The sequence below is a fragment of the Pseudomonas putida genome (assembly GCF_009883635.2).
Classification (GTDB): Bacteria; Pseudomonadota; Gammaproteobacteria; order Pseudomonadales; family Pseudomonadaceae; genus Aquipseudomonas; species Aquipseudomonas putida_W.
In genome coordinates, this window is the sequence record NZ_CP026115.2 from 2,729,491 (window position 1) to 2,750,244 (window position 20,754).

Genomic DNA, 20,754 nt, shown 5'->3' on the forward strand with positions numbered 1-20,754 from the left:
CGGCCTGCAGATACTTGGCCCCGTTCCATCCAACACCCCAAATATTCCTGCTAGGAGCAAGGCATGAAACTGAAGCGTTTGATGGCGGCCCTCACCTTTGTCGCCGCTGGCGTTGCGACCGCCAACGCGGTAGCCGCTGTCGACCCTGCAATCCCGACCTACACCAAGACCACCGGTGTATCGGGCAACCTCTCCAGCGTCGGTTCCGACACGCTCGCGAACCTGATGACTCTGTGGGCCGAGGCCTACAAGAAGGAATATCCGAACGTAAACATCCAGATTCAGGCTGCCGGTTCCTCGACCGCGCCACCCGCGCTGACCGAAGGCACCGCCAACCTCGGCCCGATGAGCCGCAAGATGAAGGACGTCGAGCTACAAGCTTTCGAGCAGAAGTACGGCTACAAGCCAACCGCGATCCCGGTTGCCGTCGACGCCCTGGCCGTGTTCGTGCACAAGGACAACCCGATCAAAGGCCTGACCATGGCTCAGGTTGATGCCATCTTCTCGTCCACCCGCCTGTGCGGCGCCAAAGCCGAAGTCAAGACCTGGGGTGACCTGGGCGTGACCGGCGACCTGGCCAACAAGCCGGTTCAGCTGTTCGGCCGCAACTCGGTATCGGGCACCTACGGCTACTTCAAGGAAGAAGCCCTGTGCAAAGGCGACTTCAAGCCTAGCGTCAACGAACAACCTGGCTCGGCTTCGGTCGTGCAGTCGATCAGCTCCTCGCTGAACGGCATTGGCTACTCGGGCATCGGTTACAAGACCGCCAGCGTCAAGACCGTAGCCCTGGCCAAGAAAGAAGGCGGCGAGTTCGTCGAAGACAACGAAGCCAACGCCCTGAACGGCTCGTACCCGCTGTCGCGCTTCCTGTACGTGTACGTCAACAAGGCGCCGAACAAGCCTCTGGCCCCGCTGGAAGCCGAGTTCGTCAAGCTGGTACTGTCGCAAGCTGGCCAGCAGGTCGTGGTGAAGGATGGCTACATCCCGCTGCCGGCCAAAGTGGTCGACAAGACCTTGGCTGACCTGGGCCTGTCCCACAGCGACAATGTTGCAAAGAAGTAAGTAACTGAGAAGAGGCCGGAACCCCAAGGCCGGCCTCTTCCACGCTTTTCCCAGTCCGAAGCCAGGGTTCCTGAGCGGCGGGCTTTGTCACGTCAACACATTGTCATGTTTTTGTCATACGGGACCGCTAGGGTGTGCGCATGAATGATCTGGCCAATTCCACAATGACCCCAAATTCCCCGCCCGTGCGGATTGACTTCAATACGCCCGAGTTGCAACGCAAGCGCCGGATGCGCGCCCTCAAGGATCGCCTGACCCGCTGGTATGTACTGGTGGGCGGGCTTGCCGTATTGGCAGCCATCACGCTGATCTTCTTCTACCTGGCTTATGTGGTGCTGCCACTGTTCCAGGGTGCCGAGCTGACCAGCAAGAAGGCCCTGGAGCCGACCTGGCTGCAGCAGGATGCCGGCAAGCCACTGATGATCGCCCTTGAAGAGCAGAACCTGGTTGGCATGCGCGTTTCGGACAAGGGTCAGGCCATTTTCTTCGACACCAAGGGCGGTAAAGAGCTCAAGCGTGTCGACCTGCCAGTGCCGGCAGGTACCCAGGTCACTTCGATCAGCGCCGACCAGCCGGGCAGCCCGCTGATCGTGCTCGGTCTGTCCAATGGTCAGGCACTGGTGTTCCACCACACCTACAAGATCACCTACCCGGACAACAAGAAGACCATCACCCCAGGCATCGACTATCCGTACGGCCAGGCGCCGTTCGTGCTCGACGAGCAGGGCCGTGCGCTGGAGCACGTGAGCGTCAACGTCAACGGCGAAACCCTGGTGCTGGCCGGTTCCACTGGTGCGCACCTGCAAGTGGTCGAGCTGTCGCAGACTGAGAACATGCTGACCGGTGAGACCAGCACCGAGCAGAACCGTATCGAATTGCCGCAGATGACCGAAGCGGTGAAGAACATCTTCATCGACCCGCGTCAGCAGTGGTTGTACGTGATCAACGGTCGCGCCACCGCCGATGTCTTCAGCCTGCGCGACAAGAGCCTCAATGGCCGCTACAAACTGGCTGAAAGCGCCGACACCGAAGTCACCGCCACCGCCCAGCTGGTTGGCGGCATTTCGCTGATCATCGGTGACTCCAAGGGTGGCCTGGCCCAGTGGTTCATGGCCCGTGACCCGGATGGTGAGCAGCGCTTCCAGCAGATACGCACCTTCCAGCTGGGCAAGGCACCGATCGCCCAGATCGACGCCGAAGAGCGCCGCAAGGGCTTCATCGCCCTGGACACCGACGGCAAGCTCGGCGTGTTCCACAGCACCGCGCACCGCACCCTGCTGGTCGAGCAGGCTGCCGAAGGCGCAGGCGTCCTGGCCCTGTCGCCGCGTGCCAACCGCATCATCATCGAAGAAGGCGGCAAGCTGCTGCCGCTGAGCCTGCGCAACCCGCACCCGGAAATTTCCTTCAGCGCGCTGTGGGGCAAGGTCTGGTACGAAAACTACGACGAGCCTAAATACGTCTGGCAGTCGACCGCCTCGAATACCGACTTCGAGCCCAAGCTGAGCCTGTCGCCGCTGACCTTCGGTACCCTCAAGGCCGCGTTCTACGCGATGATCCTGGCGGCCCCGCTGGCCATTGCCGCTGCTATCTACACCGCCTACTTCATGGCCCCAGGCATGCGCCGCAAGGTCAAGCCGGTGATCGAGCTGATGGAAGCGATGCCGACGGTGATCCTCGGCTTCTTCGCCGGGCTGTTCCTTGCTCCGTACCTGGAAGGCCACCTGCCCGGCGTGTTCAGCCTGTTCCTGATCATGCCCATCGGCATCCTGCTGGCAGGCTATGCCTGGAGCCGCCTGCCGGAGTCGATCCGCCTGCGCATCCCGGATGGCTGGGAAGCGGCAATCCTGATCCCGGTGATCCTGGCGATCGGCTGGATGGCGCTGGCTGTCAGCCCGTACCTGGAGAGCTGGTTCTTCGGTGGTGACATGCGTCTGTGGATCGAGCACACCCTCGGCCTGCGTTACGACCAGCGCAACGCCATGGTCGTGGGTATCGCCATGGGCTTCGCGGTCATCCCGAACATCTACTCGATCGCCGAAGACGCCGTGTTCAGCGTGCCGCGCAGCCTGACCCTGGGCTCCCTGGCCCTGGGTGCGACGCCGTGGCAGACCCTGACCCGCGTGGTCATCCTCACCGCCAGTCCGGGCATCTTCTCGGCGTTGATGATCGGCATGGGCCGTGCGGTGGGCGAGACCATGATCGTGCTGATGGCCACCGGCAACACACCGGTGATGGAGCTGAACCTGTTCGAAGGCATGCGCACCCTGGCCGCCAACGTGGCGGTGGAAATGCCTGAGTCGGAAGTCGGCGGCAGCCACTATCGTGTGCTGTTCCTCGCCGCCCTCGTGCTGCTGATGTTCACCTTCGTCATGAACACCTTGGCCGAGCTGATTCGCCAGCGTCTGCGCAAGAAATACTCGTCGCTTTGATAGAAAGGTAGCGATCCGTGAAAAAGGATTCCCTCAAAGGCTGGTTCAAGAGCGGCGCCCCAGGCGTCTGGATCAGCGGTGGCGCGGTGGCCATGGCGGTGATCATGACCGTTGGCCTGCTGGCGGTGATCGCCGTGCGCGGGCTTGGCCACTTCTGGCCGGCTGACCTGATCCAGGCCACCTACAAGGTGCCGGGCCAGGCCGACCACATCGTGATCGGCGAAGTGGTGCAGAAGGAAGAAGTACCGCGTGCCCGCCTCAAGGGCGCCGGCCTGCCGGTGCCGGACGACGGCCCGGAGTTCATGACCCGCGAACTGGTCAAGGTGGGCAACCGCGACCTCAACGGCAGCGACTTCACCTGGGTGGTCGGCGACTGGCTGGTCGACGAGCAGCGCCCGGCTGACCTGATCGCCCTGGAGCGCCGCGAGTGGGGCAACTTCTACGGTTACCTGGTCAGCGTCAAGGAAGAAGGCCGCGTGGTTGCCCAAGGCCCGGCGGCCTGGAACGAGCTGCAAGCCCGTCTCAAGCGCGCCAACCAGCTCAACAGCGAACTGCAAACCCTCGAGAAGAAAGACATCGGTGCCATCAACCATGGCCTCGAGCGCCTGCGCCTGCACGGTCGCAAGCTGGAGCTGGACGGCAAGCTGGACGCCGCCGCCCAGGCCGACATGGACGCCGAACGCGCCGAACTGAACAGCCGCTACAAGGCCATCGAGGACCGCTTGCTGGGCCTGCACCAGGCCTTCGCCCGCGACAGCCTGGTGGCCCGCGACGGCAACGGCCGTGAAGTGGAAATCAACCTGAGCAAGGTGGTGCACGCCATCCAGCCGAACGGCATGTCTGGCTTCAGCAAGATGGGCACCTACTTCGCCAAGGTCTGGGAATTCCTCAGCGACGACCCGCGTGAAGCCAACACCGAGGGTGGTATCTTCCCGGCCATCTTCGGCACCGTGATGATGACCCTGATCATGGCCGTGATCGTCACGCCGTTTGGCGTGCTGGCTGCGGTCTACCTGCGCGAATACGCCAGGCAAGGCCCGGTGACCCGCTTGATCCGCATCGCGGTGAACAACCTGGCCGGCGTACCGGCGATCGTCTACGGCGTGTTCGGCCTGGGCTTCTTCGTCTACGTGCTGGGCGGCTCGATCGACCGCCTGTTCTTCCCCGAAGCGCTGCCGGCGCCGACCCTGGGTACCCCAGGCTTGCTGTGGGCTTCGCTGACCCTGGCGCTGCTGGCCGTGCCGGTGGTGATCGTGGCCACCGAGGAAGGCCTGGCGCGGATCCCGCGGACTGTGCGTGAAGGCTCCCTGGCCCTGGGTGCGACCAAGGCCGAAACCCTGTGGAAGATCGTCCTGCCGATGGCCAGCCCGGCCATGATGACCGGCATGATCCTCGCCGTGGCCCGCGCCGCCGGTGAAGTGGCGCCGCTGATGCTGGTGGGTGTGGTGAAGCTGGCGCCATCGCTGCCGCTGGACGGCAACTACCCGTACCTGCACCTGGACCAGAAGATCATGCACCTGGGCTTCCACATCTACGACGTCGGCTTCCAGAGCCCGAACGTCGAAGCGGCGCGACCGCTGGTGTACGCCACCGCGCTGCTGCTGGTGCTGGTGATCGCCACCCTCAACCTGTCGGCGGTGTGGATCCGAAACCACCTGCGCGAGAAGTACAAGGCGCTCGACAGCTGAGCCTGAATTGCAAGCGTGCCGCCTGCCAGCCGGGCGGCCCTTTGAAACGAATTGAAAGCGTATGGAGTTGACCATGCAGAATGAATCCCACACCCACGGCATCGACATGTCCGCCCTGGGTCGCGACAAGCAGGGCCTGCGCCTGGCCGAGGAAACCGTGGCCATCGAAGTGCCAGGCCTGAGCCTGTTCTACGGCGACAAGCAAGCGCTGTTCGATGTGCAGATGAACATCCCCAAGCAGCGTGTGACCGCCTTCATCGGCCCGTCTGGCTGCGGCAAGTCGACCCTGCTGCGCACCTTCAACCGCATGAACGATCTGGTCGACGGCTGCCGCGTGGAAGGCGCCATCAACCTGTACGGCAACAACATCTACCGCAAGGGCGAAGACGTGGCCGAGCTGCGTCGCCGGGTGGGCATGGTGTTCCAGAAGCCCAACCCGTTCCCCAAGACCATTTACGAGAACGTGGTCTATGGCCTGCGTATCCAGGGCATCAACAAGAAGCGCGTGCTCGATGAAGCCGTGGAGTGGGCTTTGAAGGGCGCCGCCCTGTGGGATGAGGTCAAGGACCGCCTGCACGAGTCCGCCCTGGGCCTGTCCGGCGGCCAGCAGCAGCGTCTGGTGATCGCCCGTACCATCGCCGTCGAGCCGGAAGTACTGCTGCTCGACGAACCGTGCTCGGCGCTGGACCCGATCTCGACGCTGAAGGTCGAAGAGCTGATCTACGAACTGAAATCCAAGTACACCATCGTCATCGTGACCCACAACATGCAACAGGCAGCCCGTGTTTCGGACTACACCGCGTTCATGTACATGGGCAAACTGGTCGAATTCGGTGATACCGACACCCTGTTCACCAACCCGGCGAAGAAGCAGACCGAAGACTACATCACCGGTCGTTACGGCTAAGGCCGCTTTGCCCTGGGAACGATACGAACTACTTGAAGCTTGCAGCTGCTTCGCGGAGCGAACACATGATCAACAAAGAAAGCCTGACGCACCATATTTCCCAGCAGTTCAACGCCGAACTCGAAGAGGTGCGCAGCCACTTGCTGGCCATGGGTGGCCTGGTCGAGAAGCAAGTGAACGATGCCGTTACCGCGCTGATCGAGGCTGACTCGGGTCTGGCCCAGCAGGTGCGTGAAGTCGACGAGCAGATCAACCAGATGGAGCGCAACATCGACGAGGAGTGCCTGCGCATCCTCGCCCGCCGCCAACCGGCGGCCTCCGACCTGCGCCTGATCATCAGCATTTCCAAGTCGGTGATCGACCTTGAGCGTATCGGTGACGAATCGACCAAGATCGCCCGCCGCGCCATCCAGCTGTGCGAGGAAGGCGAGTCGCCGCGTGGCTACGTCGAGGTGCGCCACATCGGCGACCAGGTGCGCAACATGGTGCGCGACGCCCTCGATGCCTTCGCCCGCTTCGACGCCGACCTGGCGCTGGCGGTGGCCCAGTACGACAAGACCATCGACCGCGAATACAAGACCGCCCTGCGCGAACTGGTCACCTACATGATGGAAGACCCGCGTTCGATCTCGCGGGTGCTCAGCGTGATCTGGGTGCTGCGTTCGCTGGAGCGCATCGGCGACCACGCGCGCAACATCTCGGAGCTGGTGATCTACCTGGTGCGCGGCACCGACGTACGTCACATGGGCCTCAAGCGTATGAAGGCAGAAGTCGAAGGCACTGCGGGTGACGCCGAAATCGCTAATGTTCCGGGCAAACCTGACGATAAATAAGATTGCTCCCGAGCATCGACGCCCGGCCCGTGCCGGGCGTTTTCGTGTGTGGCAGAGCAATCAGCAGGCACCCGCGAACGATGCGAAGAAGTCCCGGCGTGACCCTAGAGTTGGCAAGTGGCCACCATTGCGCGGTAGGCTAGTCGGGTTCAAGAGGAGTATCGATGAGTAAAGTCAATGTGCTGGTCGTGGATGACGCGCCATTCATTCGTGACCTGGTGAGGAAGTGCCTGCGCAATGCCTTCCCGGGCATGGTCATCGAAGACGCGGTCAACGGTCGCAAGGCCATGGCCATGCTGGGCAAGGAACCGTTCGACCTGGTGCTGTGCGACTGGGAGATGCCGGAGATGTCTGGCCTGGAACTGCTGACCTGGTGCCGTCAGCAGCCCGAGATGAAGGACCTGCAGTTCATCATGGTGACCAGCCGTGGTGACAAGGAGAACGTGATCCAGGCCATTCAGGCCGGCGTCTCCGACTTCGTCGGCAAGCCGTTCACCAACGAACAGCTGTTGACCAAGGTGAAGAAAGCCCTGAGCAAGATCGGCAAGCTGGAGAGCCTGATTTCCGGTGCGCCTGCGCGAGTGAATTCGGCGTTCGCCAATGACTCCCTTACTGCACTGACCGGTGGTAAGCCTGAAGCGATCAAGGCGGCGACGCCTGCTGCCGCGCCGGCCAAGCCTTTGCTCAACGCGCCAAAGCCGCAGACAGCGGCGGCTGCGGCCCAGAGCGGGCGAGGGCAGGGCCAGTTGCGCCTGTCCAGCGGTACCCAGCCCTGCGTGATCAAGGCGCTGAGCCTCAAGGAAGCGCTGCTGGTGGTGCGTCGCAGTGCAGCGCTGCCACAGGTGCTGGAAGGCGCAGTGCTCGACCTGGAGCAGGGTGAGAACGCCGAAGTGGCGCGCTTGAACGGCTATCTGCACGCCATTGCCGCGCTGGAGCCCAAGCCTGAAAGTGACTGGCTGCAGCTGACCTTCAAGTTTGTCGACCAGGATGCGCAGAAGCTTGACTACCTGTCGCGCCTGATTGCCCGTGGTACCCAGCAGAAGCACTTCACTCCCGGCGCCTGATCAAGGCCATACACACAGGATTATCCCCTGCTTCCAGGCATGCGCTGTACTTGTGGGAGCCGCGCTTGCCGGCGATGGGCCGCGAAGCGGCCCCGGCAATTTATGCAACAACCTTGAAATCGTGGGGCCGCTTCGCGGCCCATCGCCGGCAAGCGCGGCTCCCACAGGTCCGCATCAACCTGCCGGGTTCTTCCGACCAGCTGCAATACCGCTCGCCAATCCCGCTGCTAGTCTTCGACAGACCATACCTGTCAAAAAGCCACCATCATGCCAGCCACCGCTCGCTTGCTGCTTTTCTGTGCCCTGCTTTCGGCCTCGGCGTCGAGCATGGGCATGACGATCTACAAGACCGTCGATAACTCCGGCGTGGTCTCGTACTCCGATCGCTACAGCCCGGGGGCGAAAACCTTCGAGCTCAGCGAGCCGATTCTCGATCACATCGATGGCAAGGTGCGCCTGCTGGCCGAAACCTTCCCGGGCGGCGTGCGCTTCATGGTGCGCAACGACTTGTATGTGCCGATGCAGGTCGAGTTGCGTATCGACAAGCTGACCAACGCCTTCGGTGGCAACCAGCCGCGCAACATACGCGCCGTGGTGGGGCCGCGTTCGAGCAAGGTGCTGAGTTCGGTGCTGGCCGCGCCCGGTGGCAAGTTGCAGTACGCCACAAGCTTCCAGTACGCCATGGGCGACCCTGGCCAGCGGTCTTTGGCTTATCGCTACCCGTTCCCCTGGAAGGGCGGGCCATTTCGCCTGACCCAGGGGCCCAACGGCCGTTTCAGCCACTTCGGCCCCAGGAGCCGCTATGCGATGGACATCGCCATGCCGGAGGGCACGCCGATCATCGCCGCCCGAGGCGGGATGGTGGTGAAGGTCGAGAATGGCCAAAGTGGACGGGGCACAAACCCAGGAGGCAATTTCGTGCGGATTCTGCACCCCGACGGAACCATGGGCGTGTACCTGCACCTGATGCGGGGTTCGGTGGTGGTGCGCGAAGGGCAGCAGGTAGTGGTGGGGCAGGCCGTGGCCAAGTCAGGCAATACCGGTAACAGCACTGGGCCCCACCTGCATTTCGTGGTGCAGCGCAATGTGGGGCTGGCGCTGGAATCGATACCCTTCCAGTTCGACCGGCCGCTTGGCGGGTTGCCGGACTTCACCGCCGGCAACCCCTAGGGTCAGTCGAGCTTTAGTACCTTGGCCAGGACGATCTTCGGCCCTTTCATCTTCTTGATGATGATGCGCAGGCCCTCGACCTCCAGCACTTCCTCTTCCTCGGGTACGCGCTTGAGGGTCTCGTAGACCAGGCCGGCGAGGGTTTCTGCCTCGATGTGGTCAAGGTCGACACCGAGCAGGCGCTCGACCTTGAACAGCGGCGTATCGCCCCGCACCAGCAGTTTGCCCGGCTGGTAGGCGAGGATGCCGCGTTCGGTCTTGCGGTGTTCGTCCTGGATGTCACCCACCAGCACTTCCAGCACGTCTTCCATGGTCAGGTAGCCGATCACCTTGCCGTCGGCTTCCTCCACCAGCACGAAGTGCGCGCCGCCCTTGCGGAACTGCTCCAGCAGCTGCGACAGCGGCATGTGCCGCGATACGCGCTCCAGCGGGCGGGCCAGGTCGTCCAGGTCGATGGTTTCGGGCAGGTGTTCGAGTTCGGCCAGCTCAAGCAACAAGTCCTTGATGTGCAGCAGGCCGGTGAACTCCTCGCGCTCGGCGTCGTACACCGGGTAGCGGCTGAATTTGTGCCGGCGGACCAGGGCGAGGATTTCCTTGAGCGGGGCATGGGCGTCGATGCTGACCATGTCCTCGCGCGAGTTGGCCCAGTCGACCACTTCCAACTCGCCCATTTCCACGGCCGAGGCGAGTACGCGCATGCCTTGGTCGCTCGGGTCCTGGCCACGGCTGGAGTGCAGGATCAGCTTGAGTTCCTCGCGGCTGTAGTGGTGCTCATGGTGCGGGCCGGGTTCACCCTGGCCGGCGATGCGCAGGATGGTGTTGGCGCTGGCGTTGAGCAGGTAGATGGCCGGGTACATCGCCCAGTAGAACAGGTACAGCGGCACGGCGGTCCACAGCGACAGCAGCTCGGGTTTGCGAATAGCCCACGACTTGGGCGCCAGTTCACCGACCACGATGTGCAGGTACGAGATGACAAAGAAGGCGACGAAGAACGACACCGCCTTTACCACTTCTGCACTGTCCACGCCCAAATAGGCCAGCAGCGGTTCGAGCAGGTGGGCGAAGGCCGGCTCACCGACCCAGCCCAGGCCCAGCGAGGCGAGGGTGATGCCCAGCTGGCAGGCCGACAGGTAGGCGTCGAGCTGGTTGTGTACCTTGCGCAGGATGGTGCCGCGCCAGCCATGCTGTTCGGCGATGGACTCGACGCGGGTGGCGCGCAGCTTGACCATGGCGAACTCGGCGGCAACGAAAAAGCCGTTGAGCAGCACCAGCAGGAAGGCGAAGATGATCATGCCGAAATCGGCGAATAACGAGGCGAGGCTGATACCAGGGGAAGGGTCCATGATGGAGTTTTTACGGGGTCCGTCTTTGAGATAGAGAGAAAAAAAGTGCCAGCTCTTGCTGGCACAGGGGATCCAATGTAGCGGCTGGGGCTGTAAAAGCAAAGGGCTGCAAAGCAGCCCCCGGTACCTCAGGCTTTGCCGTTGGCCAATTGTGCCGGTGCAAAGTGACAGGTGAAGGTACTGCCATGCCCCGGTACGCTGCTGATTTCCAGCTTGCCGCGGTGGCGCATCAGCACGTGCTTGACGATCGCCAGCCCAAGGCCGGTGCCACCGGTATTCGACGCACGGCTGGAGTCGACCCGGTAGAAGCGTTCGGTCAGCCGCGGCAGGTGCTTGGCGTCGATACCGACCCCGGAATCCTGCACCGACAGGTGCGCGCCGTGTTCGTCGCCCCACCAGCGGATGCGGATGTTGCCTTCATCCTGGGTGTACTTTACGGCATTGAACACCAGGTTGGAGAAGGCGCTGCGCAGTTCCGACTCGCTGCCCTTCAGGCGCAGGCCCGGCGCGGCTTCCAGGGTGATCTTCTGGTTACGCGGGCCAGACAGTGCCTGGGCATCCTGCTTGATTGCGGTGAGCAGTGCATCGACCGCCACTGGCTGGTTGTCCGACGGGTAGTCGGTGGCTTCCAGCTTGGCCAGCAGCAACAGGTCGTTGAGCAGAGTCTGCATGCGCGAGCCTTGCTGGGTCATCTGCTGCAGCGCCCGGGCCCAGCGCGGGTTCACGTCCTCGACGTTGTCCAGCAGGGTTTCCAGGTAGCCGGTGATCACGGTCAGCGGCGTGCGCAGCTCGTGGGAGACGTTGGCGACGAAGTCCTTGCGCATCTGCTCGAGCTGATGGATGCGGGTGACGTCGCGCACCAGCATCAGGTGCTCGTTGTTGCCGTAGCGGGTGATGTGCAGTTGCACGCGCAAGCGGTCGTTGATCGGGGAGGGGATTTCCAGCGGCTCGACGTAGTTTTCCGCCTCGAAGTATTCCTTGAAGCGCGGGTGGCGCACCAGGTTGGTCACCGGCTGGCCACCGTCCTGAGGGGTCTTGAAGCCCAGCAGCGTCTCTGCGGCGCGGTTCCACCACTCCAGGTTGCCGTCGCTGTCGAGCATGATCACCGCGTCGCGCAGCGCCGCAGTGGACTCCTGCACCCGGTCGATCACTGCCTGCAGGCGCCCGCGCACGCGCTGGTCGCGGCGCTGCAGGTGGTAGATGCTGTCGAACACCTCACCCCACAGGCCGTAGCCATCGGGCGGGGCTTCGTCGGGTTGGTGGTTGCGCAGCCAGTCGTGCAGGCGCAGCAGCTGCTTGAGGGTCCAGCCCAGGTACAGCGCCAGGCCGATGGCCAGGCTCCAGCCGTAATAGCCGCTGACCAGGCCGCCTATCAGGCAGACGGTGATCAGCAGCAACAGGTGGCGAATCAGGGTCGCGTGCCAGTTCTGGTTCAATTGACGGTCCTTGTACAACGGCTTGCAGCTTGGCGCTTGTAAGCTCGATCAGCTCTTGGTCGAGAAGCGGTAGCCAGTGCCCCGGACGGTTTGTACCAGATTTTCGTAGGCTTCACCCAGTGCCTTGCGCAGGCGACGGATGTGCACGTCGACGGTGCGCTCCTCGACATACACGTTGCCGCCCCACACTTGGTCGAGCAGTTGGCCCCGGGTGTAGGCGCGTTCCTGGTGAGTCATGAAGAACTGCAGCAGGCGGTACTCGGTCGGGCCCATCTCTGCTGGCTTGCCGTCGATGGTCACGCGGTGGCTGATCGGGTCGAGCAGCAGGCCGCCGACTTCGATTGGCGCTTCGCTGTCGCTCGGGCCGGTGCGACGCAGCACGGCCTTCAGGCGGGCTACCAGTTCGCGAGGCGAGAACGGCTTGGTGATGTAGTCGTCGGCGCCTACTTCCAGGCCCTGGATCTTGTTGTCTTCTTCGCCTTTGGCGGTGAGCATGATGATCGGGATGTCGCCGGTCAGCTCGTCACGCTTCAGGCGGCGTGCCAGCTCGATGCCGGAAGTGCCGGGCAGCATCCAGTCGAGCAGGATCAGGTCCGGTTTGCGGTCGACTATGATTGCGTGGGCCTGTTGCGAATTCTCCGCTTCCAGGCAGTCATAGCCGGCCATTTCCAATGCAACGGCGATCATCTCGCGAATAGGCGCTTCGTCGTCGACGATCAGAATGTTTCTGCCAACCATGCTCAAAACCTCTCCCAGTAATCGTGTCTTGGCCCGCATTAGATAACGGAATTATTGCAGCTGTGTGACAGGGTGTTGGCCGTTCTGGCGACATTCCATGACTGGGCTAGGCTTCACAGGGCCGCTGCGGCGGCAAACAGAATGCATTCCACCCCCGAATTCATGGTGATTCCAATGACACGACATACGCTGAGCTGGATGGCCCTTTTTGCTGCACTGGCGCTGCCGGGGGTGGCGTCCGCCCACCATGCCATGGAGAAGGACGGCATGTGGGTCGATCACAACGGCATGACGTTGTACACCTTCGACAAGGACTCCGGCGGCAAGTCGATGTGCAATGGAGACTGTGCGACCAACTGGCCGCCATTGATGGTGATGGGTGGCGAAAAGGCTGAAGGCAAGTGGACACAGATCAAGCGTGACGACGGCAAGATGCAGTGGGCTTATGACGGCAAGCCGCTGTACACCTTCGTCAAGGACAAGAAAGCCGGGGACATGACCGGTGACGGCATGAAGGACGTCTGGCACGTCGCCAAGCCTTGAAGGCCGCTTTCTGATCCTGTGGGCGCGGTAAACCCGCGCCCACAGGAATTAGCGCAATGCATAATCCAGCACCACCCCGATGAACACGAGCAACCCCGCCCAGTGATTGTGCAAAAACGCCTTGAAGCACGATTCGCGGTCCAGCTCGCGCGTCGACCAGTATTCCCAGACAAAGCACGCCGCGGCACCCAGCAACCCCAGGTGGAACCAGCCGCCCAGCTCGAAACGGCTGCCCGCCAGCAACAAGCAACCCAGCGACAGCAACTGCAAAGTCAGGATGATCGTCCGGTCTGCCTCGCCGAACAGGATCGCGGTCGATTTCACCCCGATCTTCAGGTCGTCATCACGGTCGACCATGGCGTAGTAGGTGTCGTAACCCACCGTCCACAGCAGGTTGGCGATGTACAGCAGCCAGGCACTGGCCGGCAGCTCGCCACCGGCCGCGGTAAAGGCCATGGGAATGCCCCAGGAATAGGCAGCACCCAGCACCACCTGCGGGTAATAGGTGTAGCGCTTCATGAACGGGTAGCAGGACGCCAGCGCCACCGCACCGAAAGACAACCACACGGTCCGGCTGTTGGTGCACAGCACCAACAGGAAGCTCACACCGACCAGAATGGCGAACAATGCCAGCGCCTCACGCGACTTGACCCGGCCACTGGCCAGCGGCCGGTCAGCGGTACGTTTGACGTGGCCATCGACCTTGCGGTCGGCAAAGTCGTTGATGCAGCAGCCGGCGGCGCGCATCAGCACCACGCCCAGGCCAAAGATCAGCACGTTGGCCAAGGTCGGCGAACCTTGCCCGGCGATCCATACCGCTGACAGGGTCGGCCAGAGCAGCAGATAAATGCCGATCGGCCGGTCCATGCGGCTGAGCTGGACGAAATCCCAGGCCCGTGGGTGCAGGCGGTTGAGCGACTTGAGCAGTTGCAGGTACATCAGCGGTTCTCCTCCTTGGCCGCTTGCCACAGTGCAGGCAGGAAAACCTCGGCCACCAGCAGGTCGAGGCCATCACGGGCGAAGCGCGAGCGGCGCCCCCACAGGGCGGCTTGCGCGGCATCGGCTGGCAACCAGCCTTGTGGATAACGGCACACCTCGATCGGGTGGCGGATGAACGCCTGGTCGCAGAACAGCAGTTCGCCCAGCGAACGGCTGCCCAAGGTTTCCAGGTCCAGGCCGCCCCGTTCCAGGGCGCTGCGGCTTGCCACGCTGCGGGCGAACACCCAAGGTTCGCCATGCCCGCGCAGGAACACCTCGCGCACCCAGCCTTCGGCGCCTGGGGCGATATTCAGGGCAAGGCACTCGTCGTCTCGCAGCAGTTGCCAGCCTTCGAACAGGGGGGTGACACTGAAGTGGTCCTGGGACAGCTGGGTGAGGCGGCGAGTCAGGGAGCCTTCGTCGAACAGCCAGGCCAGGGTTGGCTGGTCGATGTCAGTGGCCAGCTGTGAATACGGCAGCCACGCGACAGCGGCTGCTTGCGGGGATTCGTACGACACGTCGGTATGCTTGATTACAGCCAGAGAGGCGGCGAGCTTAGCATGATTGCCCTCACTGCTTGCATAATGCCGGGCTACAACAAAGCCTGAGCGACACCGAGGAAAATGACCTGATGAAAAAGTGGCAGTGTATTGTCTGTGGCCTGATCTATGACGAAGCCGAAGGTTGGCCGGATGACGGCATCCCGCCCGGTACTCGCTGGGAAGACGTACCGGCAGACTGGCTGTGCCCAGACTGCGGCGTGGGCAAGAGCGACTTCGAAATGATCTCCATCGGCTGATAGAGGAAAGCACGGCATGACGTCCCCCGTAGTCATCATTGGTACCGGCCTGGCCGGCTACAACCTGGCCCGTGAATTTCGCAAGCTCGATGGCGATACGCCGCTGCTGCTGATTACTGCCGACGACGGCCGTTCCTACTCCAAGCCCATGCTGTCCACCGGCTTTGCCAAGCACAAGGACGCCGATGGCCTGTGCATGGCCGAGCCTGGCGTGATGGCCGAGCAGCTCAAGGCCGAGATCCGCACCCATACCCGCATCAGCGGTATCGATCCGGGCCACAAGCGCCTGTGGGTCGGTGAAGAGGCGATCGAGTATCGCGACCTGGTACTGGCCTGGGGCGCGCAGACCGTGCAAGTGCCGATCGAAGGTGATGGTGCCGGGCGGGTATTCCCGATCAATGATCTTGAAGACTATGCGCGCTTCCGTGCCGCTGCTTTGGGCAAGCAGCGCGTGCTGATTCTCGGTGCCGGCCTGATTGGTTGCGAGTTTGCCAACGACATGCGCCTGGGCAGTTTCGAGGTCGACGTGGTGGCGCCATGCGAGCAGGTCATGCCGACCTTGTTGCACCCGGCGGCGGCCGCTGCCGTGCAAGGCGGCCTGGAAGGGCTGGGCGTACGCTTCCACCTCGGCCCAGTGCTGACGCGCTTGCAACAGGCGGGCGAAGGGCTTGAGGCGCACCTGTCAGATGGTCAAGTGATCGCCTGCGACCTGGTGGTCTCGGCCATTGGTCTGCGCCCGCGTATCGACCTCGCCGCTGCCGCCGGGTTGCAGACCAACCGTGGCGTGGTAGTGGACCGCCAGCTGCGCACTTCGCACAACAATATCTTCGCCCTTGGCGATTGCGCCGAAGTCGACGGCATCAACCTGCTCTATGTTATGCCATTGATGGCCTGCGCCCGTGCCCTGGCGCAGACCCTGGCCGGCAACCCGACCCCGGTCAGCTATGGGCCGATGCCGATCACCGTGAAGACCCCAGCGTGCCCGCTGGTGGTGTCGCCGCCGCCGGTAGGCCGTGAAGGCAACTGGCAGGTCGAGGGGCAGGGTGGCGACCTGAAAGTGCTCTGCCATGCCGCCGACGGCCAGTTGCTCGGCTACGCCCTTACTGGCAGCGCCGTGATGGAAAAACTCGCGCTCAATCGGCAGTTACCCGCCCTGATGGCATGAACAGCGGGTGTTCTGTCGGATTTATCCTGTTGTTGCCAGCACAATGGCCGCCCAGATACTGGCGCGGCCTCGGTGGGCGTGCCATTCTCAGTTCCGTCTGCCGCAGATTAGAGCCTGCGGTGCCTTGAACGCTGCTTCAATGGCAGCACGGCATAACAACAAGAAATCCCGTCAAAGAGGCTTCACTATGCGTAAACCAGAACTCGCCGCTGTCATCGCCGAAAAGGCTGACCTGACCAAGGAAAAAGCCAACCAGGTGCTGAACGCCATTCTCGACAGCATCACCGGTGCCCTGGACAAGGACACGGTCACCCTGGTCGGTTTCGGTACCTTCGAAAAACGTCATCGTGGTGCCCGCACTGGCAAGAACCCGCAAACCGGCGAGCCGGTGAAGATCAAGGCCAGCAACACCGTTGCCTTCAAGCCTGGCAAGAACCTGCGCGACAGCGTCAACGTACCCACCAAGCCAGCCAAGAAAAAGTGATCGACTGCTGACCTCAGTGTCATCCAAGCGGGCGCCCCAGGGCGCCCGTTATGCATTATGGCGGCTAAGTGTTGCGAAATTGCGTAATTAGTTCGGGAAAAGGATAAACTGCGCGCTTCAGTCATTTTTTATTCGAGGCGCGTTGATGAAGTTTCGCTTTCTTCTCTGGGCCATGGGGCTGCTGATGGCCAGGGCCAGCCGCAACAACCCGGCATTCCAGCAGCAACTCAAGGACAAGGACCTGGTGTTCCAGATGCAGACGCTGGACGGCAAGGTGGCACGGCACTTCATCGTCAGCGGCGAGCGGATCAGCAGTAAAGGCGGCAGCCATCCGCAGCCGGCCTTCGCCATCGCCTTCAAGGATGCCGCTTACGGCTTCGCGACGATGCAGGCGGGGAACAAGCAGCTGGCGTTCATGCAGGGCATTCAGGACAAGAACATCCAGATCAAGGGCAATCCGGCGCTGGTGATGTGGTTCCAGGGGCTGATGAAGTACCTGAAGCCCAAAAAGAAAGGCTGAAATCGCCGGGGCTGCAAAGCAGCCCCAATGGCCTCAATGTGGGGCGTTGAGCTGCGACGCCAGATCCCGCAACAAAGCCTCGGCCTCGAGCACCTTGTTCACCACATCCTCTGCCTTGTCCCGGGTGATCCCCAGACGCTCCAGCAGCTCATCGGGAATCTGCTCCTGTGGCCCCGAACCAATGCCCCGCGAACGCAGCAGGCGAGTTGCCAGGCACACCAGGTTGGGGTACGCCGAGTATTCGCCGTCATACGCCGGGTCATGCTGGAAGCGCAGCGCGGTCGACAACTCTTCGGGCATGTCCCACAGCTTCATCAGCCAGGCGCCGATCTGCTCGCGACTGATGCCCAGCAGGTGTTGTTCCACGTAGGTATGACACAGGTGCGGGTTGACCTCCAGATGGCGGCAGATCAACGAGAAGTGCGGTGGGAATACATGCGCCAGCAGCAGGTAGCCGAAGTTGTGCAGCAGCCCTGCCAGGTAGGTCAGGCCGGCTTCCGGGCGTTCGGCGCGCGGCATGGCGCGGGTCAGGCCTTCGATGATGGCTGCGGTGTAGATCGACTGCTGCCAGTACGGCGTGGCCTGCTGCGGGTGGTCCTTGGGCAGGCTCAAGGTCTTGCCCAGGGCCAGGCCGAGGGCCAGGTTGATCACCAGGTCGAAGCCCAGTACACGGACGATGGCGTCTTCCACCGAACGGATCTTGCCGGGTGAGGCGTAGTAGGGCGAAGCGGCCCAGCTGACCACCTGGGCGGCCAGGGCCGGGTCGGTTTCGACCACGCCGGTGATGTCGTCGATGCTGGCATTGGGGTCGACCCGCAGCTTGATGATCTTCTGCGCGGTGTCGGCCAGTGGCGGGATCTCGATGGTCTCTTCGAGGCGCTTCTGGATGCGCCGGGCAGTGAAGGCCTGGACTGCCTGGGTGATTTCCTTGGGGTCGTCATCCGGGCGGTCGAGGTTGGGGCGGATGTCGCGCACAGGCTGGCCGAAACTGCCGGCACTGGCCTTGGCGAGCATGCGCTTGAAATCTTCACGGCTTACTTTCAGCAGCAGGCCGGCTTCACCGGACTGGATGAACAGGTGTTCGGCCTCTAGCAGTTTGCCTTCGTACAGGCAGGGCGAGCTGGTCAGGGCCGGAATGGCCGGCAAGGCCTTGAGCTGGTGCTTGTCGAGCATCTGCTTGAGGCGTGGCAACGGCACGGCCTTGAGCTTGCGGCCGGTCAGCTCTTCGAGACGGTTGAGGTCCAGCAGCTTGCTCTGCGGGAACAGCACCAGCAGGGCGCCGATCTCGTCATCGAGCAGGATCGCCTGCACCCGGGACGCGACTGGCAGCTCCGGATGTTCCGCCACCTCTTCAAAGGCAACGTGCAGTTTTTCGAGCAACAGCCGGATGACAGACGGTGCGTGTGGGGTTGCGGTGTCCAGGGCAACTTCAGTCATGGTCTGTATCCACAAATTCTTTTAAACGCGAAGTATAACCAGCCTGGCGGCAAAGCTGGATCCATTCTGGGACAGGCGTCACACCTGGCCATATTGTTGACCGTGGCGCAGCCAGCGGTCGAGCAGCGGGCTGACGTGGTCGGGCCAGCGTGCCAGTAGCGCCTGGGCCGCATCACGCACGGCCGGCAGCAGGTCGGCGTCGCGCATCAGGTCGGCGACCTTGAACTGCAGCAGGCCGGTCTGGCGTGTGCCGAGCATTTCGCCGGGCCCGCGTAGCTCGAGGTCTTTCTCGGCGATGATGAAGCCATCGTTGGTTTCCCGCATGATCCCCAGGCGTTCGCGGCCGATCTGCGACAGCGGCGGGTGATACAGCAACACACAGTGGCTCACCGCGCTACCCCGGCCAACTCGGCCACGCAGCTGGTGCAGCTGGGCCAGGCCAAGGCGCTCGGGGTTCTCGATGATCATCAGGCTGGCGTTGGGTACGTCCACGCCAACCTCGATCACCGTGGTGGCGACCAGCAGTTGCAGGTTGCCTTGCTTGAACTCGGCCATGACTTCGGCCTTTTCTGCCGGCTTCATGCGGCCGTGGATCAGGCCCACGCGCAGTTCGCCGAGTGCGCTGCCAAGCTCTTCGTAGGTGCTCTCGGCCGCCTGGCAGGTCAGCTCTTCGGACTCTTCGATCAGCGTGCACACCCAGTAGGCCTGGCGCCCTTCGGCACAGGCGGCGCGAACCCGCTCGACCACTTCGAAGCGGCGGCTGTCGGCGACCAGCACGGTATTCACCGGCGTACGCCCTGGCGGCAGTTCGTCGAGCACCGAAGTGTCTAGGTCGGCATAGGCGCTCATGGCCAGGGTGCGCGGGATAGGCGTGGCGGTCATGATCAGCTGGTGCGGGCACAGCTCGCCGGCCACGCCTTTCTTGCGCAGGGCCAGGCGCTGCTGCACGCCGAAGCGGTGCTGTTCGTCGATGATCGCCAGGGCCAGGTGCTTGAAGCGAACTTCTTCCTGGAACAGCGCGTGGGTACCAACCACCATCGGCGCACCGCCGGCGATCTGCTCCAGCGCGCTGGCGCGGGCTTTGCCCTTGAGCTTGCCGGCCAGCCAGGCGACTTCGATGCCCAGCGGCTCCAACCAGCGCTTGAAGGTGATGTAGTGCTGTTCGGCGAGGATCTCGGTAGGCGCCATCAGCGCCACCTGGTAGCCGGCTTCCAGGGCCTGCAGTGCGGCGAGGGCGGCGACCACGGTCTTGCCGGCACCGACGTCGCCCTGCACCAGACGCATCATGGGTTCGTGCTGGCTGAGGTCATAGGCGATTTCGTTGGCCACCCGCTGCTGTGCCCCGGTCGGCTGGAAACCCAGGTTGGCCAGGTACTGCGCCTGCAGGCGCTTGGCCTTGGGCAGTACCGGCGCCCGCAAGCTGCGCAGGCTCTCGCGCAGGCGTTGCTGCGACAGCTGGTGGGTCAGCAGCTCTTCGAAGGCCAGGCGGTGCTGGGCCCAGTGCTGGCCTTCGGCTAGCTCGTCGAGGTCGGCATCGGCTGGCGGGTTGTGCAGGTAGCGGATAGCATCGTCCAAAGGCGCCAGGTGGTAGTCGCGGGCCAGTTCGTCGGGCAGCCAGTCGGGCAGGCTGCGCGGCCCGAGCATCCCCAGGCTCTGCTGGCAGAGCAGGCGCAGGCGCTGTTGGGTGAGGCCTTCGGTGGACGGGTAGATCGGCGTCAGGGTCTGCTCGACCGGTGGCGGCGGCTCGTCGCCATTCAGCGCGCGGTACTCCGGGTGGTAGATTTCCAGGCCCGAGGCGCCGGGGCGGGCTTCGCCGTAGCAGCGCAAGTGGGTGCCACGCTTGAGGCCTTCCTTCTGCGCATTGCTGAAATGGTAGAAGCGCAGGCTCAACACGCCTGTGCCGTCGCCCAGGCGTACCACCAGGCTACGGCGCTTGCCCATGGTCACGTCGGCACCGCTGACCACGCCCTCGATCACCGCGTCCTGGCCTGGGCGCAGCTGGCCGATCGGCACCACGCGGGTACGGTCCTGATAGCGCAGGGGCAGGTGGAACAACACGTCCTGCAGGTTCTCCAGGCCTACCTTGGCGAGCTTTTCCGCCATGGCATCGCCTACGCCCTTGAGCGCCGTGACCGAGACCTTCGACAGCTCAGTCATG

General features: G+C 63.1%; 19 protein-coding genes. 12 read left to right on the top strand and 7 right to left on the bottom strand.

Annotated features, from left to right (window positions below; genetic code table 11):
- Nucleotides 1-63 precede the first annotated feature (63 nt).
- The 7 genes from C2H86_RS12325 (at nucleotide 64) to C2H86_RS12355 (ending at nucleotide 9,153) form a co-directional block, all read left to right on the top strand.
- Complete coding sequence (locus C2H86_RS12325) at nucleotides 64-1,062, top strand: phosphate ABC transporter substrate-binding protein PstS (RefSeq protein WP_159412735.1); 999 nt, start codon at nucleotides 64-66, stop codon at nucleotides 1,060-1,062.
- Between the two features lie 140 nt (nucleotides 1,063-1,202).
- A complete protein-coding gene (locus tag C2H86_RS12330) occupies nucleotides 1,203-3,491 on the top strand; it encodes an ABC transporter permease subunit (RefSeq protein WP_159412736.1) in 2,289 nt (762 codons plus the stop codon).
- A gap of 17 nt (nucleotides 3,492-3,508) precedes the next feature.
- Nucleotides 3,509-5,179 (top strand): phosphate ABC transporter permease PstA, encoded by a 1,671-nt coding sequence (pstA, locus tag C2H86_RS12335; RefSeq protein ID WP_159412737.1) that lies wholly within the window; start codon nucleotides 3,509-3,511, stop codon nucleotides 5,177-5,179.
- A 73-nt stretch (nucleotides 5,180-5,252) separates the two neighbouring features.
- Nucleotides 5,253-6,086 (top strand): phosphate ABC transporter ATP-binding protein PstB, encoded by an 834-nt coding sequence (gene pstB, locus C2H86_RS12340; RefSeq protein WP_110638940.1) that lies wholly within the window; start codon nucleotides 5,253-5,255, stop codon nucleotides 6,084-6,086.
- Between the two features lie 65 nt (nucleotides 6,087-6,151).
- On the top strand, nucleotides 6,152-6,919 hold the full coding sequence (phoU, locus tag C2H86_RS12345; protein WP_159412738.1) for a phosphate signaling complex protein PhoU: 768 nt from the start codon (nucleotides 6,152-6,154) through the stop codon (nucleotides 6,917-6,919).
- Nucleotides 6,920-7,083: 164 nt separating this feature from the next.
- Nucleotides 7,084-7,983, top strand: coding sequence for a response regulator (locus C2H86_RS12350; protein WP_159412739.1), 900 nt, complete (start codon nucleotides 7,084-7,086; stop codon nucleotides 7,981-7,983).
- Between the two features lie 267 nt (nucleotides 7,984-8,250).
- Nucleotides 8,251-9,153: a peptidoglycan DD-metalloendopeptidase family protein gene (locus tag C2H86_RS12355; protein ID WP_159412740.1), complete on the top strand. Its 903-nt coding sequence runs from the start codon at nucleotides 8,251-8,253 to the stop codon at nucleotides 9,151-9,153.
- 2 nt (nucleotides 9,154-9,155) lie between these two features.
- Here the strand turns inward: C2H86_RS12355 and C2H86_RS12360 are convergent, their stop codons facing one another.
- The 3 genes from C2H86_RS12360 to phoB all read right to left on the bottom strand — a co-directional run bounded on the left by C2H86_RS12360 (nucleotide 9,156) and on the right by phoB (nucleotide 12,670).
- Nucleotides 9,156-10,496: a hemolysin family protein gene (locus tag C2H86_RS12360; protein WP_159412741.1), complete on the bottom strand. Its 1,341-nt coding sequence runs from the start codon at nucleotides 10,494-10,496 to the stop codon at nucleotides 9,156-9,158.
- 128 nt (nucleotides 10,497-10,624) lie between these two features.
- On the bottom strand, nucleotides 10,625-11,932 hold the full coding sequence (gene phoR, locus C2H86_RS12365) for a phosphate regulon sensor histidine kinase PhoR (RefSeq protein ID WP_159412742.1): 1,308 nt from the start codon (nucleotides 11,930-11,932) through the stop codon (nucleotides 10,625-10,627).
- A gap of 48 nt (nucleotides 11,933-11,980) precedes the next feature.
- The gene (gene phoB, locus C2H86_RS12370) at nucleotides 11,981-12,670 is read right to left on the bottom strand and encodes a phosphate regulon transcriptional regulator PhoB (protein ID WP_003253341.1); all 690 of its coding nucleotides are present in this window, start codon (nucleotides 12,668-12,670) and stop codon (nucleotides 11,981-11,983) included.
- Nucleotides 12,671-12,844: 174 nt separating this feature from the next.
- Here phoB and C2H86_RS12375 point away from each other — a divergent pair, with 174 nt between their 5' ends.
- Entirely contained in the window at nucleotides 12,845-13,213 is a 369-nt protein-coding gene (locus tag C2H86_RS12375; protein ID WP_159412743.1) for a COG4315 family predicted lipoprotein, read from the top strand.
- Nucleotides 13,214-13,261: 48 nt separating this feature from the next.
- Here the strand turns inward: C2H86_RS12375 and ubiA are convergent, their stop codons facing one another.
- Nucleotides 13,262-14,152: a 4-hydroxybenzoate octaprenyltransferase gene (gene ubiA, locus C2H86_RS12380; protein WP_159412744.1), complete on the bottom strand. Its 891-nt coding sequence runs from the start codon at nucleotides 14,150-14,152 to the stop codon at nucleotides 13,262-13,264.
- Nucleotides 14,152-14,709 (bottom strand): chorismate--pyruvate lyase family protein, encoded by a 558-nt coding sequence (locus C2H86_RS12385; RefSeq protein ID WP_159412745.1) that lies wholly within the window; start codon nucleotides 14,707-14,709, stop codon nucleotides 14,152-14,154. The genes ubiA and C2H86_RS12385 overlap by 1 nt, the downstream gene beginning before the upstream one ends.
- 113 nt (nucleotides 14,710-14,822) lie before the next feature.
- On the opposite strand from C2H86_RS12385, the gene C2H86_RS12390 reads away from it, so the two are divergent.
- The 4 genes from C2H86_RS12390 to C2H86_RS12405 all read left to right on the top strand — a co-directional run bounded on the left by C2H86_RS12390 (nucleotide 14,823) and on the right by C2H86_RS12405 (nucleotide 17,159).
- The gene (locus tag C2H86_RS12390; RefSeq protein WP_027917042.1) at nucleotides 14,823-14,990 is read left to right on the top strand and encodes a rubredoxin; all 168 of its coding nucleotides are present in this window, start codon (nucleotides 14,823-14,825) and stop codon (nucleotides 14,988-14,990) included.
- A gap of 16 nt (nucleotides 14,991-15,006) precedes the next feature.
- Nucleotides 15,007-16,155: an NAD(P)/FAD-dependent oxidoreductase gene (locus tag C2H86_RS12395; protein WP_159412746.1), complete on the top strand. Its 1,149-nt coding sequence runs from the start codon at nucleotides 15,007-15,009 to the stop codon at nucleotides 16,153-16,155.
- Nucleotides 16,156-16,342: 187 nt separating this feature from the next.
- Nucleotides 16,343-16,639 carry an HU family DNA-binding protein gene (locus C2H86_RS12400; RefSeq protein ID WP_159412747.1) on the top strand — a complete coding sequence of 99 codons (297 nt, stop codon included), beginning with the start codon at nucleotides 16,343-16,345 and terminating at the stop codon, nucleotides 16,637-16,639.
- Nucleotides 16,640-16,784: 145 nt separating this feature from the next.
- Nucleotides 16,785-17,159, top strand: coding sequence for a helicase (locus C2H86_RS12405; protein ID WP_027917039.1), 375 nt, complete (start codon nucleotides 16,785-16,787; stop codon nucleotides 17,157-17,159).
- A 33-nt stretch (nucleotides 17,160-17,192) separates the two neighbouring features.
- On the opposite strand, the gene C2H86_RS12410 is transcribed toward C2H86_RS12405, so the two are convergent.
- Together C2H86_RS12410 and recG are read right to left on the bottom strand one after the other, a co-directional pair.
- On the bottom strand, nucleotides 17,193-18,596 hold the full coding sequence (locus C2H86_RS12410; RefSeq protein WP_159412748.1) for an aminoacyl-tRNA deacylase and HDOD domain-containing protein: 1,404 nt from the start codon (nucleotides 18,594-18,596) through the stop codon (nucleotides 17,193-17,195).
- Between the two features lie 78 nt (nucleotides 18,597-18,674).
- Nucleotides 18,675-20,753 (bottom strand): ATP-dependent DNA helicase RecG, encoded by a 2,079-nt coding sequence (gene recG / locus C2H86_RS12415; RefSeq protein ID WP_103448461.1) that lies wholly within the window; start codon nucleotides 20,751-20,753, stop codon nucleotides 18,675-18,677.
- Nucleotide 20,754 lies beyond the last annotated feature (1 nt).

What these genes read in the sequence shown, in the direction of transcription:
- C2H86_RS12390 (WP_027917042.1), top strand. Translation starts at nt 14,823, where the DNA reads ATGAAAAAGTGGCAGTGTATTGTCTGTGGCCTGATCTATGACGAAGCC.
- C2H86_RS12360 (WP_159412741.1), bottom strand. Translation starts at nt 10,496, where the DNA reads ATGGACCCTTCCCCTGGTATCAGCCTCGCCTCGTTATTCGCCGATTTC.
- C2H86_RS12375 (WP_159412743.1), top strand. Translation starts at nt 12,845, where the DNA reads ATGACACGACATACGCTGAGCTGGATGGCCCTTTTTGCTGCACTGGCG.
- phoB (WP_003253341.1), bottom strand. Translation starts at nt 12,670, where the DNA reads ATGGTTGGCAGAAACATTCTGATCGTCGACGACGAAGCGCCTATTCGC.
- C2H86_RS12395 (WP_159412746.1), top strand. Translation starts at nt 15,007, where the DNA reads ATGACGTCCCCCGTAGTCATCATTGGTACCGGCCTGGCCGGCTACAAC.
- pstB (WP_110638940.1), top strand. Translation starts at nt 5,253, where the DNA reads ATGCAGAATGAATCCCACACCCACGGCATCGACATGTCCGCCCTGGGT.
- phoU (WP_159412738.1), top strand. Translation starts at nt 6,152, where the DNA reads ATGATCAACAAAGAAAGCCTGACGCACCATATTTCCCAGCAGTTCAAC.
- C2H86_RS12405 (WP_027917039.1), top strand. Translation starts at nt 16,785, where the DNA reads ATGAAGTTTCGCTTTCTTCTCTGGGCCATGGGGCTGCTGATGGCCAGG.
- C2H86_RS12350 (WP_159412739.1), top strand. Translation starts at nt 7,084, where the DNA reads ATGAGTAAAGTCAATGTGCTGGTCGTGGATGACGCGCCATTCATTCGT.
- ubiA (WP_159412744.1), bottom strand. Translation starts at nt 14,152, where the DNA reads ATGTACCTGCAACTGCTCAAGTCGCTCAACCGCCTGCACCCACGGGCC.
- C2H86_RS12355 (WP_159412740.1), top strand. Translation starts at nt 8,251, where the DNA reads ATGCCAGCCACCGCTCGCTTGCTGCTTTTCTGTGCCCTGCTTTCGGCC.
- recG (WP_103448461.1), bottom strand. Translation starts at nt 20,753, where the DNA reads ATGACTGAGCTGTCGAAGGTCTCGGTCACGGCGCTCAAGGGCGTAGGC.
- C2H86_RS12410 (WP_159412748.1), bottom strand. Translation starts at nt 18,596, where the DNA reads ATGACTGAAGTTGCCCTGGACACCGCAACCCCACACGCACCGTCTGTC.
- C2H86_RS12325 (WP_159412735.1), top strand. Translation starts at nt 64, where the DNA reads ATGAAACTGAAGCGTTTGATGGCGGCCCTCACCTTTGTCGCCGCTGGC.
- C2H86_RS12400 (WP_159412747.1), top strand. Translation starts at nt 16,343, where the DNA reads ATGCGTAAACCAGAACTCGCCGCTGTCATCGCCGAAAAGGCTGACCTG.
- C2H86_RS12330 (WP_159412736.1), top strand. Translation starts at nt 1,203, where the DNA reads ATGAATGATCTGGCCAATTCCACAATGACCCCAAATTCCCCGCCCGTG.